A 14,914-nucleotide genomic window follows, 5' to 3' on the forward strand; every position below is an offset into this window, starting at 1 on the left:
TGGGGGTTAGAGGACTTCCGCCTGCTGCATGGCGGCGCGTACCGCCGAGGTAGCAGCGTCGGTCAGCGGGGTCAGCGGCAGGCGCAGGCCGCCAGGAATCCGCCCCATCTGCTGCAGCGCCCACTTGGCCGGAATCGGGTTCGGTTCGATGAACAGCTGCTTGTGCAGACCCTGCAGTTTGTCGTTGATGGCGCGGGCCCGGACCGTGTCGCCGGCGAGCGCGGCCTGGCACAGCTCGCTCATCAGCTTGGGGGCGACGTTGGCGGTGACGGAAATGACGCCGTGGCCGCCGCACAGCATGAAGGCCATCCCGGTGGGGTCGTCGCCCGAGTAGAGGGCGAAGTCTTTCGGCGCGCGCAGTACCAGGTCGCAGGCGCGACCGATATCGCCGGTGGCGTCCTTGATGCCGACGATATTGGGGATCTGGGCCAGTCGCAGTGCGGTGTCGTTGTTCATGTCGGCGACGGTACGGCCCGGCACGTTGTACAGGATGACCGGGATGTCGACGGCTTCGGCAATGGCACGGAAGTGCTGGTACATGCCTTCCTGGGTGGGCTTGTTGTAGTACGGCACGACCGACAGGGTCATGTCGACGCCGACCTGGCGGGCATGCTCGGCCAGTTCGATCGCTTCGGCGGTCGAGTTGGCGCCGGTACCGGCCACGACCGCGACGCGTTTGGCTGCATGCTTGACCACGGCCTCGACGACGGCAATGTGCTCTTCGACGCCGAGGGTCGCCGATTCGCCGGTCGTGCCGACCGCGACGATGCCGTCGGTGCCGTTGTCAATGTGGAAGTCAACGAGACGCTTGAGGGATTCGAAGTCAACCTGACCATCCTCGAGCATCGGGGTGACCAGCGCGACCAAGCTACCGGTAAGCATAGTTCAGCCTATTTATCAGGGGTTTCAAGAGGCCTTCGATTGTAGCGGAATTCCCCTCCATGGCAAAAGGGCGTGCGCCAGAGCGGGATGGAGATCGCGAAAGACTAGGCAATTGTGCTAGAATCCTTCGTTTTTCCGATACTTACGGCGATCTGGCTGAAGGATCCAAGCGTGATTAGTACACAGAACATTACCATGCAGTTTGGTGCGAAACCGCTCTTCGAAAAGGTTTCGGTCAAATTCGGGGAAGGCAACCGTTATGGCCTGATCGGCGCCAACGGCTCCGGCAAATCCACCTTCATGAAAATCCTCGGTGGCGATCTCGAGCCGACCGGCGGCGAAGTCGCGATCGAAAACGGGCTGCGCCTGGGCAAGCTGCGCCAGGACCAGTTCGCCTACGAAGACCAGCGCGTGATCGACGTGGTGCTGCAGGGTCACATCGAAATGTGGGCCGCCATGAGCGAGCGCGACGCGATCTACGCCAACCTCGAGGCCACCGAGGACGATTACATGCATGCGGCGGAACTGGAGGCCAAGTTCGCCGAATACGGCGGCTACACCGCCGAGGCGCGCGCCGGCGAGCTGCTGCTGGGCGTGGGCATTCCGTCCGAACTGCATTTCGGTCCGATGAGCGAGGTGGCGCCGGGCTTCAAGCTGCGCGTGCTGCTGGCGCAGGCGCTGTTTTCCGATCCGGATGTGCTGCTGCTCGACGAACCGACCAACAACCTCGACATCAATACCATCCGCTGGCTGGAGCATGTGCTGAACGAGCGCAACTCCACCATGATCATCATCTCGCACGACCGTCACTTCCTGAACTCGGTGTGCACCCACATGGCCGACCTGGATTACAACACCATCCAGATCTATCCGGGCAACTACGACGACTACATGATCGCCTCGACCCAGGCGCGCGAGCGTCAGCTGTCGGCCAACGCCAAGGCCAAGGAACGCATCCAGGACCTGCAGGAGTTCGTGGCCCGCTTCTCGGCCAACAAGTCCAAGGCCCGTCAGGCCACCTCGCGTCTGAAACAGGTGGACAAGCTCAAGGCCGAAATGGTCGAAGTGAAACCGTCGTCGCGGCAGAACCCGTTCATCCGCTTCGAGGTGGAAGACAAGATGAAACTGCACCGCCAGGCGGTGGAGATCGAGGGTCTGTCCAAGTCCTTCGACAAGCCCTTGTTCAAGGATCTCAACCTGATCCTCGAGGCCGGCGAGCGCTTGGCCATCATCGGCCCCAACGGCGCCGGCAAGTCCACGCTGGTCAAGCTCCTGGCCGGCGCCTACGAGGCGCACAACGCGGCTGGCGTCACCGCCGACGCCGGCCGTGTCAAGTGGGCCGAGAAGGCCCAGATCGGCTACTACCCGCAAGACCACGAGGAAGATTTCGACAGCGACCGCACGCTGACCGAATGGATGCGCGATTGGGGCCAGGACGGCGACGACGAGCAGGTCATCCGCGGCACCCTGGGTCGCCTGCTGTTCGGCGGTGACGACGTGACCAAACCGGTGCGCGTGCTTTCGGGTGGCGAGAAGGGGCGCATGCTGTACGGCAAGCTGATCTTGACCAAACCCAACGTACTGGTGATGGACGAACCGACCAACCATATGGACATGGAATCGATCGAATCGCTGAACATGGCGCTGGAGAAGTTCAAGGGCACCTTGATCTTCGTCTCGCACGACCGCCAGTTCGTGAGCTCGCTGGCGACCCAGATCCTGGAGCTGGACGGCAAGGGTGGCTACGAGCACTACATGGGCGATTACGAATCCTACCTGAGCAGCAAGGGCCTGGAGTAAACGTAACTGTTTGTAAACATGGCTTTATCCCGTTTTCGGGATGGGCTATATTTTCCATGGTGCAGCGCAATGATTGCGCTGCACCATCGTGTATCAGTCAAAATAACGATAAAAACCAATAGCGACCCTGGGAAGGGGTTGAATGGTGGAGCCTAAGTCCCGCCCGAGTTCGGGTTGCTTGTCTCACATGTATATGTAAGGAAGAAATGCCATGCGTTTGCGAGGGAAGGTATCAATCATTACCGGGGCGGCCAGCGGTATCGGCAAGGCGACCGCCGAGAAGTTCATCAAGGAAGGGGCCATCGTCGCGGTTTGCGACCTGAACATCGACGCGGTCAACGCGGTGGTGGAGGAGTTGAAGGCGGCCGGCGGCGAGGCCGTCGGTTATCAGGTGAACGTCACCGACCGTGCGCAGATCGCCGCCATGGTCGCCGACCTGAAGGCCCGCTACGGTCGTATCGACGTGCTGGTCAACAACGCCGGCATCGTGATGGACGCCCAACTGATGAAGATGAGCGAAGACCAGTTTGACAAGGTCATCGACATCAACCTGAAGGGGGTCTACAACTGCACCCAGGCCGTGGTCGACACCATGGTGGAGCAGGGCAGCGGGGTCATCCTGAATGCGTCGTCGGTGGTCGGTGTGTACGGCAATTTCGGTCAGACCAACTACGCCGCTTCCAAGTTCGGCGTGATCGGCTTCGTCAAGACCTGGGCCAAGGAGCTGGGCAAGAAAGGCATCCGTGCCAATGCGGTGTGCCCGGGCTTCGTCGCTACCCCGATTCTCAAGTCGATGCCGGAAAAAGTGATCCAGGCGATGGAAGAGAAGGTGCCGATGCGCCGCATGGCCGAGCCGTCGGAAATCGCCAACGTCTACGCCTTCCTGGCCTCCGATGACGCCAGCTACATCAATGGCGCCGCGATTGAGGTGACCGGCGGCCTGACGCTCTGATCCGCTTGCTGCCGGCAGTTGTCCGAACGCCCTGTCTGCACCCTGTGCCGGCAGGGCGTTTTATCGTCCCGCCGGCACGGCTCAGTCGTGGCCGTGCTCGCTGGCCAAGAGTGCCGCGTCGATTTCGCGGCGGTGCAGGTGGGGGGCGAACAGTTCGATGAAGGTGTAGGCGAAGCCGCGCAGGTAGGCATCGCGGCGAATGCCGATCTTGGTTACGGACGGTTCGAACAGGTGGCTGGCATCGATGGCGGTCAGCGCAACGTCGCGTTCGGGCTCGTAGGCCATGGTGGCGATGATGCCGACTCCGAGCCCCAGCGAGACGTAGGTCTTGATCACGTCGGTATCGATGGCAGTGAGCACCACGGTGGGCGTCAGGCCGGCATCGGTAAACGCCTTGTTGATCTTGGAGCGGCCGGCAAAGGCGAAGTCGTAGGTGATGATCGGGTGGCGGGCGATGTCGGCCAGCGTGAGCGGGCGCTCCAGCAGGCTGAGCTCATGCCCCTTCGGCACCACCACGCAACGGTTCCACTCGTAACAGGGCAGCATCGCCAGCTCCTTGTAGAGGGAAATGCCCTCGGTGGCGATGGCGAGATCGGCCTCGCCGGACAGCACCATGTCGCAGATCTGGGTCGGGCTGCCCTGCTTGAGCGACAGGCGCACCTTCGGGCAGCGTTTGAGGAATTCGGCGATGGTGGGGGGCAGGGCGTAGCGCGCCTGGGTGTGGGTGGTGGCGATGGTCAGCGCGCCTTCCGATTCGCGCGAGAATTCGTCGCCGACACGCTTGAGGTTCTGGGCTTCGCGCAGGATGCGCTCGGCGATGCGCAGCACTTCCTTGCCCGGCTCGGACACCGACACCACGCGCTTGCCGTTGCGGATGAACACCTGGATGCCGAGTTCGTCTTCCAGCAGGCGAATCTGTTTGGAGATGCCGGGCTGGGAGGTGTGAAGTTTCTCGGCCGCCTCGGACACGTTCAGTCCCTGCTTGGCGACTTCGACCAGATAACGTAGCTGTTGCAGCTTCATGATGGAGCATCCGCGTTAAAACCAGAAGTAATTAAATACTAACACATCAGTCTTTTAGGAATATAAGGATGTTGGGTAGCATGGCAAAAGTTTACGTTCAGGTTTCTATGGAGTGCGTTTGATGACCCTTGAGGCAAAGCTGGCCCAGACCGAGGCCCTGCTGCAGGAGATTGCCCGCGATCATGCGCCGGCGGTGCTGGCCAACAGTTTCGGTGCCGAGGACATGGTGCTGACCGATCTGATCGCCAGGCTTCAGCTGCCGATCGGCATTTTCAGTCTCGATACCGGTCGTCTGCCGGCCGAGACCTACACCTTGATGCAGCAGGTGCGCGAGCGCTATCCTGCCAACCCGGTGCAGGTCTATTTTCCGAATACCGCGGCGGTCGAATCCTTCGTCAATGAATTCGGCATCAACGCCTTCTATGACAGCGTGGACAACCGCAAGTCCTGTTGCCACATCCGCAAGATCGAACCGCTCAAGCGTGCTCTGGCTGGGAAGAAGGCCTGGATCACCGGCCTGCGCCGCGAGCAGTCGCCGACGCGCCAGGACCTGGGCGACCGCGAGTTCGACGCCGACAACGGCTTGATGAAGTTCAATCCGTTGATCGAGTGGAGCGAGAAGGACGTGTGGGCGTATATCCGGGAAAACCAGGTGCCGTACAATGAGCTGCATGACCGCCATTACCCGTCGATCGGCTGCGCGCCCTGTACTCGGGCGATTTCCGTCGGCGAAGACATCCGTGCCGGCCGCTGGTGGTGGGAAAATCCCGAGAACAAGGAATGCGGGCTGCACGTGAAGCAGTCTGCCGTGTCCATCATCAAGCGCTGAACGGCCTAGAACCAGAGTAAAGCCCCCACCATGTACCGTTACGACGAAGTCGATTACCGCATCGTGCGCGAGCGCGTTGAACAGTTTCGCGACCAGACCCGCCGCTTCCTGGCGGGCGAGCTTTCCGAGGACGAGTTCCGCCCCTTGCGGCTGATGAACGGCCTCTACATTCAGCGCCACGCGCCGATGTTGCGCATTGCCATTCCCTATGGCCACCTGGCGAGCCGCCAGTTGCGCAAGCTGGCGCACATCGCGCGCACTTACGACAAGGGCTACGGCCACTTCACCACGCGCCAGAACATGCAGTTCAACTGGCCGGCGCTGGAGCGCGTACCGGATATTCTGGCCGAACTGGCGGAAGTCGAAATGCACGCCATCCAGACCTCCGGTAACTGCGTGCGCAACACCACCACCGACGCCTTTGCCGGCGTGGCCGCCGACGAACTGATCGATCCGCGCCCCTACTGCGAGATCATCCGCCAGTGGAGCACGCTGCATCCGGAATTCGCCTTCCTGCCGCGCAAGTTCAAGATCGCCGTGTCGGGTTCGGTTGAAGACCGTGCCGCGACGCTGGTGCACGACGTCGGCCTGCACGTGGTGAGGAATGCCGACGGCGAAGTCGGTTTCAAGGTGATCGTCGGCGGCGGCCTCGGCCGTACCCCGATGGTGGGCGAGGTGATCCGCGAGTTCCTGCCGACCCATCACATCCTCACCTATCTCGACGCCATCCTGCGTGTCTACAACCGCTACGGCCGTCGCGACAACAAGTACAAGGCGCGTATCAAGATCCTGGTCAAGGCGCTCACCCCGCAGGGCTTCGCCGCCAAGGTCGAAGACGAGTGGTTGCATCTCAAGGATGGCCCGGCCACCCTGCGCGACGTGGACGTGGCGCATTACGCCAGTTTCTTCAACGATCCGGCCTATGAGACCCGGGCCGCCAATCCGGAGGGCTTTGCCGCCAAGCTGGCCGAAGACCGTGCCTTTGCCCGCTGGGTAGAGCACAACACCCGGACTCATAAGCAGCCAGGCTACCGCTCGGTGGTGCTGTCGCTGAAGAAGACCGGCGTGCCGCCGGGCGATATCACGGCCGAGCAGATGGAAGCGGTGGCGGATTGGTCGGAGCGCTTCGGTTTTGGTGAAATCCGCGTGGCGCACGAGCAGAACGTGATTCTGCCGGACGTAAAGGAAAGCGATCTCTATGAAGTGTGGCAGCTGGCGCGTAGCCAGGGTTTCGCCACGCCGAACGTCGGCCTGTTGACCGACATCATCTGCTGCCCGGGCGGCGACTTCTGCTCGCTGGCCAACGCCCGTTCCATTCCGGTGGCTGAAGCGATCCAGCGCAAGTTCGACGATCTCGACTACCTGCACGACCTGGGCGAGATCGACTGCAACTTCTCCGGCTGCATGAACGCCTGTGGCCATCATCACATCGGTAACATCGGTATTCTCGGCGTCGACAAGAACGGCGAGGAGTGGTATCAGATCACGCTGGGTGGCAGCCAGGGCAACCATACCGCCATCGGCAAGGTGATCGGGCCGTCCTTTGCTCAGGCCGACGTGCCGCTGGCGTTTGAAAAAATCATGAACCTCTACGTGGAGCAGCGCCAGGATGGCGAGCGCTTCATCGAGACCGTGCGCCGCATCGGCCTCGAACCGTTCAAGGAGCGCGTCTATGCGAAGCATCATTAAAGATGGTCAGGTGGTGACCGACAGCTGGACGGTATTGCGTCCGGACGAAGCCGGGCAGTTGCCCGAGGTGGCTTCCGAACGGGACGTGGTCGTACCGTTCGCCATCTGGAAGGCTGAGCCGGCGATGTGGCAGAACCGTGCCGGCCAGGTGGCGGTGTGGCTGGCGCCGGACGACGAGCCGGCCGAGCTGGCCACGCATTTGGCGAGCTTTCCGCTGGTGGCGGTGGATTTCCCGGCCTTCACCGACGGCCGCGGCTACAGCATCGGCCGGCTGCTGCGCGAGCGTTATCGCTATCAGGGCGAATTGCGCGCCCTGGGGGACGTCTGGCAGGACCTGGTTCATTACCTGTGGCAGGTCGGCTTCAACAGCTTCGAGATCAAGGAAGGCAAGAATCTGGAAGATGCGCTGAAGGGCTTCGGAACTTTTAGCGAGCGCTATCACTCTACTTGGCGCGAACCGGAACCACTGTTTCGTAGACGCAACAGTCGGCATGAAAATGTTGCATAACTGAAACAAAAGGCCGGCGCTGGGTGTGGAAATAACCACACTTTTGCGCCGGCTTGGTATTTTGGCCGCAGCTGCATTATTGACAGGTCATGACCTGATTCCTATAGTGCGGTTTGAATGCATAAACACAGCTTTGGCAATCTTTCTGTTGTATTTGTAGTTTGCAGTAAGCTGATAGACGCCATTGCGCTCCGTCGCACCAAGATGCGTATTGATAAAGAGGGAATAACATGAACAAGCAGTTGAAACTGAGCGCGTTGGTCGCCGCTCTGCTGGTATCCGCCAGTGCCTTTGCCGCCAAGCCGGGCTACACCGCCGATCAAAGCACCGACGCCGTAACCCGCAACAACTACGGCGAGTGCTGGAGAACCAATTTCTTCGACAAGGCTACCGAAGGTCTGGTCGAGTGTGGTGACAAGGAAGCCGCCAAGCCGGCCCCGGCTCCGGTAGTTGAAGCGCCGAAACCGGTGATGGTTGCGGTCAAAGAGAAAGTGACCCTGTCCGCCAAAGTGCTGTTCGACTTCGACAAGGCTGCCCTGCGTGCTGATGCCAAGAACGAACTGGACCCGCTGGTTAACCGCCTGAAGGGCGATGCCAACCTGAAGTCTGTTGAAGTTTCTGGTCACACCGACTACCTGGGCTCGGAAAAGTACAACCAGGCGCTGTCCCAGAAGCGTGCCGATGCCGTGAAGAACTACTTCGTGGCCGCCGGCGTACCGGCCGAGAAGGTGACTGCTGTTGGCAAGGGCGAAAGCGAAGCCAAGCTGACCGAAGAATGCAAGGCCAAGAAGCTGAAGAAGAAAGCCGACCGCAACGCTTGCCTGGAAGGCGATCGTCGCGTCGAGCTGACCATCGACACCTTCAAGGAATCCGTGATCCAGAAGTAATTCTGGCCGTTTCCGGTGTTGAAAAAAAGCCCTGCCCTGGCAGGGCTTTTTGCTTGTGCGCCGCAGCGGAATGGCTGGACGCTCTCCGGTGTCGACCGCTACAATCGGAAGTTTTCGGAATGCAGAACGGGTGATGCAGGTATTCCTTGGAGATCCTCGCCGCTTTGGCTTGCCGGCCTGTGCGTTGACCATCGGCAATTTCGATGGCGTGCACATGGGGCATCAGAACATGCTGGCCCGCTTGCGTGTGGAAGCGGACGCCCGTGATTTGCCTACGGCCTTGCTGACATTCGAGCCGCACCCGCGCGAATTCTTCGCGCGCGCCAACCCGCCTGCCCGGTTGTCCACCCTGCGCGACAAGGTGCTGTTCCTGCGCCAGTTCGGCCAGGTCGACTACCTGTTCGTCTACCGCTTCAATCACCGTTTTTCGCGTATGGCAGCGCAGGATTTCGTGCACGGCGTGCTGGTCGAGCAACTGCAGGCCCGCTATCTGCTGATCGGTGACGATTTCCAGTTCGGCGCCGACCGCAAGGGCGATTTCAGGCTATTGTCATCTTGTCCCGACTTCGCCACCGAGGCCATGCCGTCGGTGCTGGTGCAGGGCGAGCGGGCCTCGAGCACACGGGTGCGGGAATGCCTGGCCGGTGGCGACCTGGACGCCGCCCAGCGCCTGCTGGGCCGGCCCTACCAGTTGTCCGGGCGCGTCATGCACGGCAAGAAGCTGGGGCGCACCATCGGCTTCCCGACCGCCAACATCCATCTGCCGCACCGCAGGCCGGCGCTGCAAGGGGTATTCGTGGTCGAGGTGGATACGCCGGATGGGCGCAAGGGCGGGGTCGCCAGCCTGGGGCTGAATCCCACCGTCAGCACCACCCCGGACTACAAGCTGGAAGTACATCTGTTCGACTATGCCGGCGACCTCTACGGCCGGCGTCTGAGCGTACGCTTCCTGAAGAAATTGCGCGATGAAGCGCGCTACGACAATTTGACTGACCTGGTGGCCCAGATCGAACGCGATGCTGCCAGTGCCAAAACCTATTTGACCAGTTTGCAGCGAGAGCAGGCATGAGTATCGATTACCGCAAGACCGTCAACCTTCTGGATACCCCGTTTCCGATGCGCGGGGACCTGGCCCGCCGCGAGCCGGGCTGGCTCAAGCGCTGGAGCGAGCAGAAACGCTACGACAAGCTGAGGAAGCTGGCCGCCGGGCGTCCCAAGTTCATCCTGCACGACGGCCCGCCGTACGCCAACGGCGACATCCATATCGGTCACGCGGTCAACAAGGTGCTCAAGGACATCATCGTCCGTTCCAAGACGCTGGCCGGCTTCGACGCGCCCTACGTGCCGGGCTGGGACTGCCACGGTCTGCCGATCGAACTGATGGTGGAAAAGCTGCACGGCAAGAACATTCCCGCCGCCAAGTTCCGTGAGCTGTGCCGCGAATACGCGCACGAGCAGATCGCGCGCCAGAAGAAGGACTTCATCCGCTTGGGCGTCTTGGGCGACTGGGACAATCCCTACCTGACGATGGATTTCAAGACCGAGGCCGACATCGTGCGCACCCTCGGCAAGATCTACGAGAACGGCTACCTGTTCAAGGGCGAGAAGCCGGTGCACTGGTGTATCGAGTGCGGCTCGGCGCTGGCCGAGGCCGAGGTGGAGTACGAGGACAAGACCTCGCCGGCCATCGACGTCGGCTTCAAGGTGCTGGATGGCGTGCGCCTGGCCGAAGCCTTCGGTCTGGCGGGGGCGATCGACAACGCGCTGGCGGTGATCTGGACCACCACGCCGTGGACCTTGCCGGCCAACCAGGCGGTGGCGATCAACGCCGCGCTGACCTACCAGTTGTTCGATACCCCGCAGGGCAAGCTGGTGCTGGTGAAGGAGCTGGCCCCGGCCGCGCTCAAGCGTTACGGTTGCGAAGAGGCGCCGCTCTTGGCGGAAACCGTCGGTGAGCAGCTGGAGGGTCTGCCACTGCAGCACCCGTTCTACGAGCGCGTGGTGCCGATCGTCTGCGGCGAGCACGTCACCACCGACGCAGGTACCGGCCTGGTGCACACCGCGCCGGCGCACGGCCTGGAGGACTTCCAGGTAGGCCAGGCCTACGAGCTGCCGGTGGAGAACCCGGTGATGGACGACGGCCGCTACACCTCGTCGACGCCGCTGTTCGCGGGCCTGTCGGTGTGGGAGGCCAATCCCAAGGTGATTGAGACGCTGGCCGAGCGCGGCACGCTGATCCATCACACCAAGCTCGCGCACAGCTATCCGCACTGCTGGCGCCACAAGACGCCGATCATCTTCCGCGCCACCGCGCAATGGTTCATCGGCATGGACAAGCAGGGCAATGGCGGCGAGGCGCTGCGTGAACGCGCGCGCAATGCCGTCGACGCCACCGAATTCTTCCCGGGCTGGGGCCGCGCCCGCCTCGAGGCGATGATCGGCAACCGCCCGGACTGGTGCGTGTCGCGCCAGCGCAACTGGGGCGTGCCGATGACCTTCTTCGTGCACAAGGAAAGCGGCGAGCTGCATCCGCGTTCGGCGCAGCTCTTGGAGGAAGTGGCGCTGCGCATCGAGCAGCAGGGTATCGAAGCGTGGTTCAGCCTCGACGCGAAAGAGCTGCTGGGTGACGAGGCCGAACAGTACCGGAAGCTGTCCGACACGCTGGACGTCTGGTTCGACTCCGGTTCGACCCACTTCGCCGTGCTGAAGCAACGCCCGGAGCTGGCGTGGCCGGCCGACCTGTACCTGGAAGGTTCCGACCAGCACCGCGGCTGGTTCCAGTCGTCCCTGCTCACCGGTTGCGCCACCATCGGCCGCGCGCCGTACCAGCAGCTGTTGACCCACGGCTTCGTGGTGGACGGCAAGGGGCTGAAGATGTCCAAGTCCAAGGGCAACGTGGTGGCGCCGCAGAAGGTCAACGATAGCCTCGGCGCCGACATCCTGCGGCTGTGGGTGGCGTCGACCGATTATTCCGGCGAACTGGCGATCTCTGACGAGATCCTCAAGCGCGTCACCGAGAGCTATCGCCGTCTGCGCAACACGCTGCGCTTCCTGCTGGCCAACCTGTCCGACTACGACCCGCTGGACAACGCGGTGCCGTTCCACGATCTGCTGGAAATCGACCAGTACGCCATCCTGATGGCCAAGGAACTGCAGGAGAAGGTGGCCGGCGAGCTCTACACCCGCTACGCCTTCCACCACGCGGTGCAGGAGATCGTCGGCTACTGTTCGGAAGACCTGGGCGCGTTCTATCTCGATGTGCTGAAGGATCGCCTCTACACCACCAAGGCCGACAGCCACGCCCGCCGCTCGGCACAGACCGCGCTCTACCACATCACGCGCAGCCTGCTGCTGTTGATCGCGCCGATCCTATGCTTCACCGCCGAGGAGGCGTGGGAAGTGCTGACCAAGAGCGAGGAGGAGAGCACGCTGTTCCACCTCTGGCACGAATTCCCGCTGCCGGAGGCCGAACAGGAGGCTGCGCTGGTGGCGAAATGGCAGGCGCTGCGCGCTTTCCGCGCCACGGTCAACAAGGATATCGAGACACTTCGCGCCGAAGACAAGTTGGGCTCCTCGCTGCAGGCGGAGCTCGACATCGAGGCCGATGGCGAGCTCTATCCGCTCTTGGCCTCGCTGGGCGACAGCCTGAAGTTCGTGCTGATCGTGTCGCGCGCCACGGTGCGTGAGGCGCAAGAGACGCGCGTGGTGGTGACCCCGTCGATCCACGCCAAGTGTGAGCGCTGCTGGCACTACCGCGACGACGTCGGTGCCCATGCCGGCCACGACAACGTGTGCGGTCGCTGCGTGGAAAACATCGACGGCAAGGGCGAGGCGCGCCTCCATGCCTGATAGCGCAGCACTGGCCATGGGCCGCAGGGGAGTCCTGAGGTGGTTCGCGCTGGCCTTGGTGGTCATCGTGCTCGATCAGGCGAGCAAGGTGTACTTCAATAGCCAGTACCAGTTCGGTGAGGTGCGCGAGGTCATCCCCGGTTTCTTCAGCTTCACCCTGCTGTACAACCCGGGGGCGGCGTTCAGCTTCCTGGCCGGCGCCGGTGGCTGGCAGAAGCATTTGTTCACCTTGCTGGCCTTCACCGTGTCGGGCTGGCTGGGCTGGAACATCATCAAGGGCCATTTTTCCTGCCGCATGAACCTGGCCGCCGCCTTCATCATGGGCGGGGCGCTGGGCAACGTGATCGACCGGCTGATCCACGGCCACGTGATCGACTTCATCCAGGTGCATTATTACAACGCCTGGTACTACCCAGCGTTCAATCTGGCCGACTCGTTCATCTGTGTCGGCGCGGCGCTGATGGTGATCGACGGCCTGAAAAAGCCGCAACCATGATTGCCAGCTTGGCCGCAGGCCGCGTGTGCGGCAGCCGGCCGGGCTGGCGAAACCGGGCGGGCAAGGGCTCTGGCCGTGCCCGCCCTACCGAACCGATGAGGAGTAACCGATGACGAAGACCATCATGCTCGCCAACCCGCGCGGTTTTTGCGCCGGGGTGGATCGCGCCATCGCCATCGTCGAGCGCGCGCTGGAGCTGTACGGCGCGCCGATCTACGTGCGTCACGAGGTGGTGCACAACCGCTTCGTGGTGGACAAGCTGCGCCAGCAGGGCGCCATCTTCATCGAGGATCTGGCCGACGTGCCGCGTGGCGCCACGCTGATCTATTCGGCGCACGGTGTGCCGCTGTCGGTGCGCCTGGAGGCCGAGGAGCGCGGGCTGACGGTGTACGATGCCACCTGTCCGCTGGTGACCAAGGTGCACGTCGAGGTCAAGCGCATGCACCAGGCCGGCATGGAAATCGTCATGATCGGCCACGCCGGCCATCCCGAGGTGGAAGGCACCATGGGCCAAGTCGACGGCGACATGTACTTGGTGGAAAACGTCGCCGACGTGGCGACGCTGACGGTGAAGAACCCCGACAAGCTAGCCTACGTCAGCCAGACCACGCTGTCGGTGGATGAGACGCGCGACATCATCGCGGCGCTGCGCGAGCGCTTTCCGGCCATCGCCAATCCGAAGAAGGACGATATCTGCTACGCCACGCAGAACCGCCAGGACGCGGTCAAGGTGCTGGCCGAGCAATGCGACCTGGTGATCGTGGTCGGTTCGCCCAACAGTTCCAACTCCAACCGCCTGCGCGAAGTCGCGGCGCTGAAGGGGGTGGAGGCCTACATGGTCGACAATGCCACGCTGCTCGAACCGCAGTGGTTCGAGGGCAAGGGCCGGGTCGGCGTCACCGCCGGGGCGTCGGCGCCGGAGGTGCTGGTGCAGGCGGTGATCGAGCGCATCCGCGCCTTGGGCGCAGACAGCGTGACGGAGCTGGAGGGGGTGGAGGAAACCACGACCTTCGCCCTGCCGCCGGGGCTGCGCGCCGCTTCCTGAGCGGGACACCGACCGCCGAACAGAAACGCCCTGCTGGTCAGGGCGTTTTGCTTGGTGTCGTGCCTTCCACCGGGCCGGCGTAGTGCAGCCATTGGGCCAGGGTGCGGCCGGTATACAGGCGGTAGAGCCGGTCGATCTCGCCTTGTTCCCTCATCTGGCCGATGACCGCGTCCAGTGCTTTGGACAGTTCCTGGTGGCGTGAGGACAGCACGGCGAACACCGGCAGGCGAGCGACGACCGGCTGCAGCGGGCGCAGCGGCAGACGCAGCGTGCGGTTGCGCTGTTCGAACGCCAAGAGGTCGAGAAAGACGGCGTCGACACGCTTGCTGGCGATCAGGCGGTAGGCATGGGTCGGGTCGGAAGCCGACCAGGCATGGGTGCGGATGAAGGCGTCCAGCGGTTCCGGGTAGAGGTAACCGGTGATCAGCGCGAGGCGGGCGCGCTCGAAGTCGGACAAGCCCTGATAGTGCTGTAGCGGGGAGTCCTGGCGCACGATGGCGGCGATCTGCCAGTATTCGGTCGGCTCGTGCAGTTGCGGCTGGCCGGGCAACTCGTTGTCGAGCACGAACAGCTTCATGTCGACCAGGCCCTGCTTGACCTGTTCCGAGCAGCGGTTGTACTGCATTTCCTTGAAGGCGACGGTGGGTATGCCGGCCTGACGCAGGGCCTGGCGATAGATGTCGATGCTGGGGCCGTAGGCCTGGCCGGCTGGGTTCACCCAGGCGTAGGGCTGCCACTCTTCGAAGCAGACGGTGAAGGGGCCTGCTGCGTGGCTGCTGGCCGCGACCAGGGCCAGCAAGCTCCAGAGGAGGCTGAGGAATCTGCGCATGTGTGCCGCTCGGTGATTTTTGTTCGTATTGGGAGTGGGTTCCCCAGCTGGGGCCAGCTGCCGGATCGAGGAGGCGAACTCACCCCGACAGCATACACGATGGCCGGCGACACTTGAAATAGCGC

Annotated in this window: 13 protein-coding genes; 10 read left to right on the plus strand and 3 right to left on the minus strand. The window is 62.7% G+C overall.

The genetic code is table 11. The features are described from left to right. Positions 1-6: 6 nt before the first annotated feature. Entirely contained in the window at positions 7-882 is an 876-nt protein-coding gene (gene dapA / locus PSEMAI1_RS0103665; RefSeq protein ID WP_024301558.1) for a 4-hydroxy-tetrahydrodipicolinate synthase, read from the minus strand. Positions 883-1,053: 171 nt separating this feature from the next. Here dapA and PSEMAI1_RS0103670 point away from each other — a divergent pair, with 171 nt between their 5' ends. Further along, complete coding sequence (locus tag PSEMAI1_RS0103670) at positions 1,054-2,682, plus strand: ABC-F family ATPase (protein WP_024301559.1); 1,629 nt, start codon at positions 1,054-1,056, stop codon at positions 2,680-2,682. 211 nt (positions 2,683-2,893) lie between these two features. Beyond that, positions 2,894-3,634, plus strand: coding sequence for a 3-oxoacyl-ACP reductase FabG (fabG, locus tag PSEMAI1_RS0103675; protein WP_024301560.1), 741 nt, complete (start codon positions 2,894-2,896; stop codon positions 3,632-3,634). A gap of 81 nt (positions 3,635-3,715) precedes the next feature. Here the strand turns inward: fabG and cysB are convergent, their stop codons facing one another. Beyond that, complete coding sequence (gene cysB / locus PSEMAI1_RS0103680; protein ID WP_024301561.1) at positions 3,716-4,657, minus strand: HTH-type transcriptional regulator CysB; 942 nt, start codon at positions 4,655-4,657, stop codon at positions 3,716-3,718. Positions 4,658-4,778: 121 nt separating this feature from the next. Here cysB and PSEMAI1_RS0103685 point away from each other — a divergent pair, with 121 nt between their 5' ends. The 8 genes from PSEMAI1_RS0103685 (at position 4,779) to ispH (ending at position 13,960) form a co-directional block, all read left to right on the plus strand. Next, entirely contained in the window at positions 4,779-5,486 is a 708-nt protein-coding gene (locus PSEMAI1_RS0103685) for a phosphoadenylyl-sulfate reductase (protein WP_024301562.1), read from the plus strand. 30 nt (positions 5,487-5,516) lie between these two features. Beyond that, positions 5,517-7,175 carry a nitrite/sulfite reductase gene (locus PSEMAI1_RS0103690; RefSeq protein ID WP_024301563.1) on the plus strand — a complete coding sequence of 553 codons (1,659 nt, stop codon included), beginning with the start codon at positions 5,517-5,519 and terminating at the stop codon, positions 7,173-7,175. Beyond that, positions 7,159-7,683 carry a DUF934 domain-containing protein gene (locus tag PSEMAI1_RS0103695; RefSeq protein WP_024301564.1) on the plus strand — a complete coding sequence of 175 codons (525 nt, stop codon included), beginning with the start codon at positions 7,159-7,161 and terminating at the stop codon, positions 7,681-7,683. The genes PSEMAI1_RS0103690 and PSEMAI1_RS0103695 overlap by 17 nt, the downstream gene beginning before the upstream one ends. 230 nt (positions 7,684-7,913) lie before the next feature. Next, the gene (locus PSEMAI1_RS0103700) at positions 7,914-8,570 is read left to right on the plus strand and encodes an OmpA family protein (RefSeq protein ID WP_024301565.1); all 657 of its coding nucleotides are present in this window, start codon (positions 7,914-7,916) and stop codon (positions 8,568-8,570) included. Between the two features lie 133 nt (positions 8,571-8,703). Further along, positions 8,704-9,639 carry a bifunctional riboflavin kinase/FAD synthetase gene (locus tag PSEMAI1_RS0103705; protein WP_024301566.1) on the plus strand — a complete coding sequence of 312 codons (936 nt, stop codon included), beginning with the start codon at positions 8,704-8,706 and terminating at the stop codon, positions 9,637-9,639. Next, the gene (gene ileS / locus PSEMAI1_RS0103710) at positions 9,636-12,419 is read left to right on the plus strand and encodes an isoleucine--tRNA ligase (protein ID WP_024301567.1); all 2,784 of its coding nucleotides are present in this window, start codon (positions 9,636-9,638) and stop codon (positions 12,417-12,419) included. Before PSEMAI1_RS0103705 ends, ileS begins: the two co-directional genes overlap by 4 nt. Continuing rightward, positions 12,412-12,915, plus strand: coding sequence for a signal peptidase II (gene lspA, locus PSEMAI1_RS0103715; RefSeq protein ID WP_024301568.1), 504 nt, complete (start codon positions 12,412-12,414; stop codon positions 12,913-12,915). The genes ileS and lspA overlap by 8 nt, the downstream gene beginning before the upstream one ends. Before the next feature lie 109 nt (positions 12,916-13,024). Further along, positions 13,025-13,960, plus strand: coding sequence for a 4-hydroxy-3-methylbut-2-enyl diphosphate reductase (gene ispH / locus PSEMAI1_RS0103720; RefSeq protein ID WP_024301569.1), 936 nt, complete (start codon positions 13,025-13,027; stop codon positions 13,958-13,960). Between the two features lie 37 nt (positions 13,961-13,997). Here the strand turns inward: ispH and PSEMAI1_RS0103725 are convergent, their stop codons facing one another. Then, the gene (locus tag PSEMAI1_RS0103725) at positions 13,998-14,789 is read right to left on the minus strand and encodes an ABC transporter substrate-binding protein (protein WP_029770482.1); all 792 of its coding nucleotides are present in this window, start codon (positions 14,787-14,789) and stop codon (positions 13,998-14,000) included. Positions 14,790-14,914: the final 125 nt, after the last annotated feature.

This window comes from Pseudogulbenkiania sp. MAI-1, from assembly GCF_000527175.1.
Lineage (GTDB): Bacteria > Pseudomonadota > Gammaproteobacteria > Burkholderiales > Chromobacteriaceae > Pseudogulbenkiania.

Bases quoted from the DNA above. Each gene is read 5' to 3' on its own strand.
- PSEMAI1_RS0103695 (WP_024301564.1), top strand. From the start codon at position 7,159: ATGCGAAGCATCATTAAAGATGGTCAGGTGGTGACCGACAGCTGGACG.
- lspA (WP_024301568.1), top strand. From the start codon at position 12,412: ATGCCTGATAGCGCAGCACTGGCCATGGGCCGCAGGGGAGTCCTGAGG.
- fabG (WP_024301560.1), top strand. From the start codon at position 2,894: ATGCGTTTGCGAGGGAAGGTATCAATCATTACCGGGGCGGCCAGCGGT.
- dapA (WP_024301558.1), bottom strand. From the start codon at position 882: ATGCTTACCGGTAGCTTGGTCGCGCTGGTCACCCCGATGCTCGAGGAT.
- PSEMAI1_RS0103725 (WP_029770482.1), bottom strand. From the start codon at position 14,789: ATGCGCAGATTCCTCAGCCTCCTCTGGAGCTTGCTGGCCCTGGTCGCG.
- ileS (WP_024301567.1), top strand. From the start codon at position 9,636: ATGAGTATCGATTACCGCAAGACCGTCAACCTTCTGGATACCCCGTTT.
- ispH (WP_024301569.1), top strand. From the start codon at position 13,025: ATGACGAAGACCATCATGCTCGCCAACCCGCGCGGTTTTTGCGCCGGG.
- PSEMAI1_RS0103700 (WP_024301565.1), top strand. From the start codon at position 7,914: ATGAACAAGCAGTTGAAACTGAGCGCGTTGGTCGCCGCTCTGCTGGTA.
- PSEMAI1_RS0103705 (WP_024301566.1), top strand. From the start codon at position 8,704: ATGCAGGTATTCCTTGGAGATCCTCGCCGCTTTGGCTTGCCGGCCTGT.
- PSEMAI1_RS0103685 (WP_024301562.1), top strand. From the start codon at position 4,779: ATGACCCTTGAGGCAAAGCTGGCCCAGACCGAGGCCCTGCTGCAGGAG.
- PSEMAI1_RS0103690 (WP_024301563.1), top strand. From the start codon at position 5,517: ATGTACCGTTACGACGAAGTCGATTACCGCATCGTGCGCGAGCGCGTT.
- cysB (WP_024301561.1), bottom strand. From the start codon at position 4,657: ATGAAGCTGCAACAGCTACGTTATCTGGTCGAAGTCGCCAAGCAGGGA.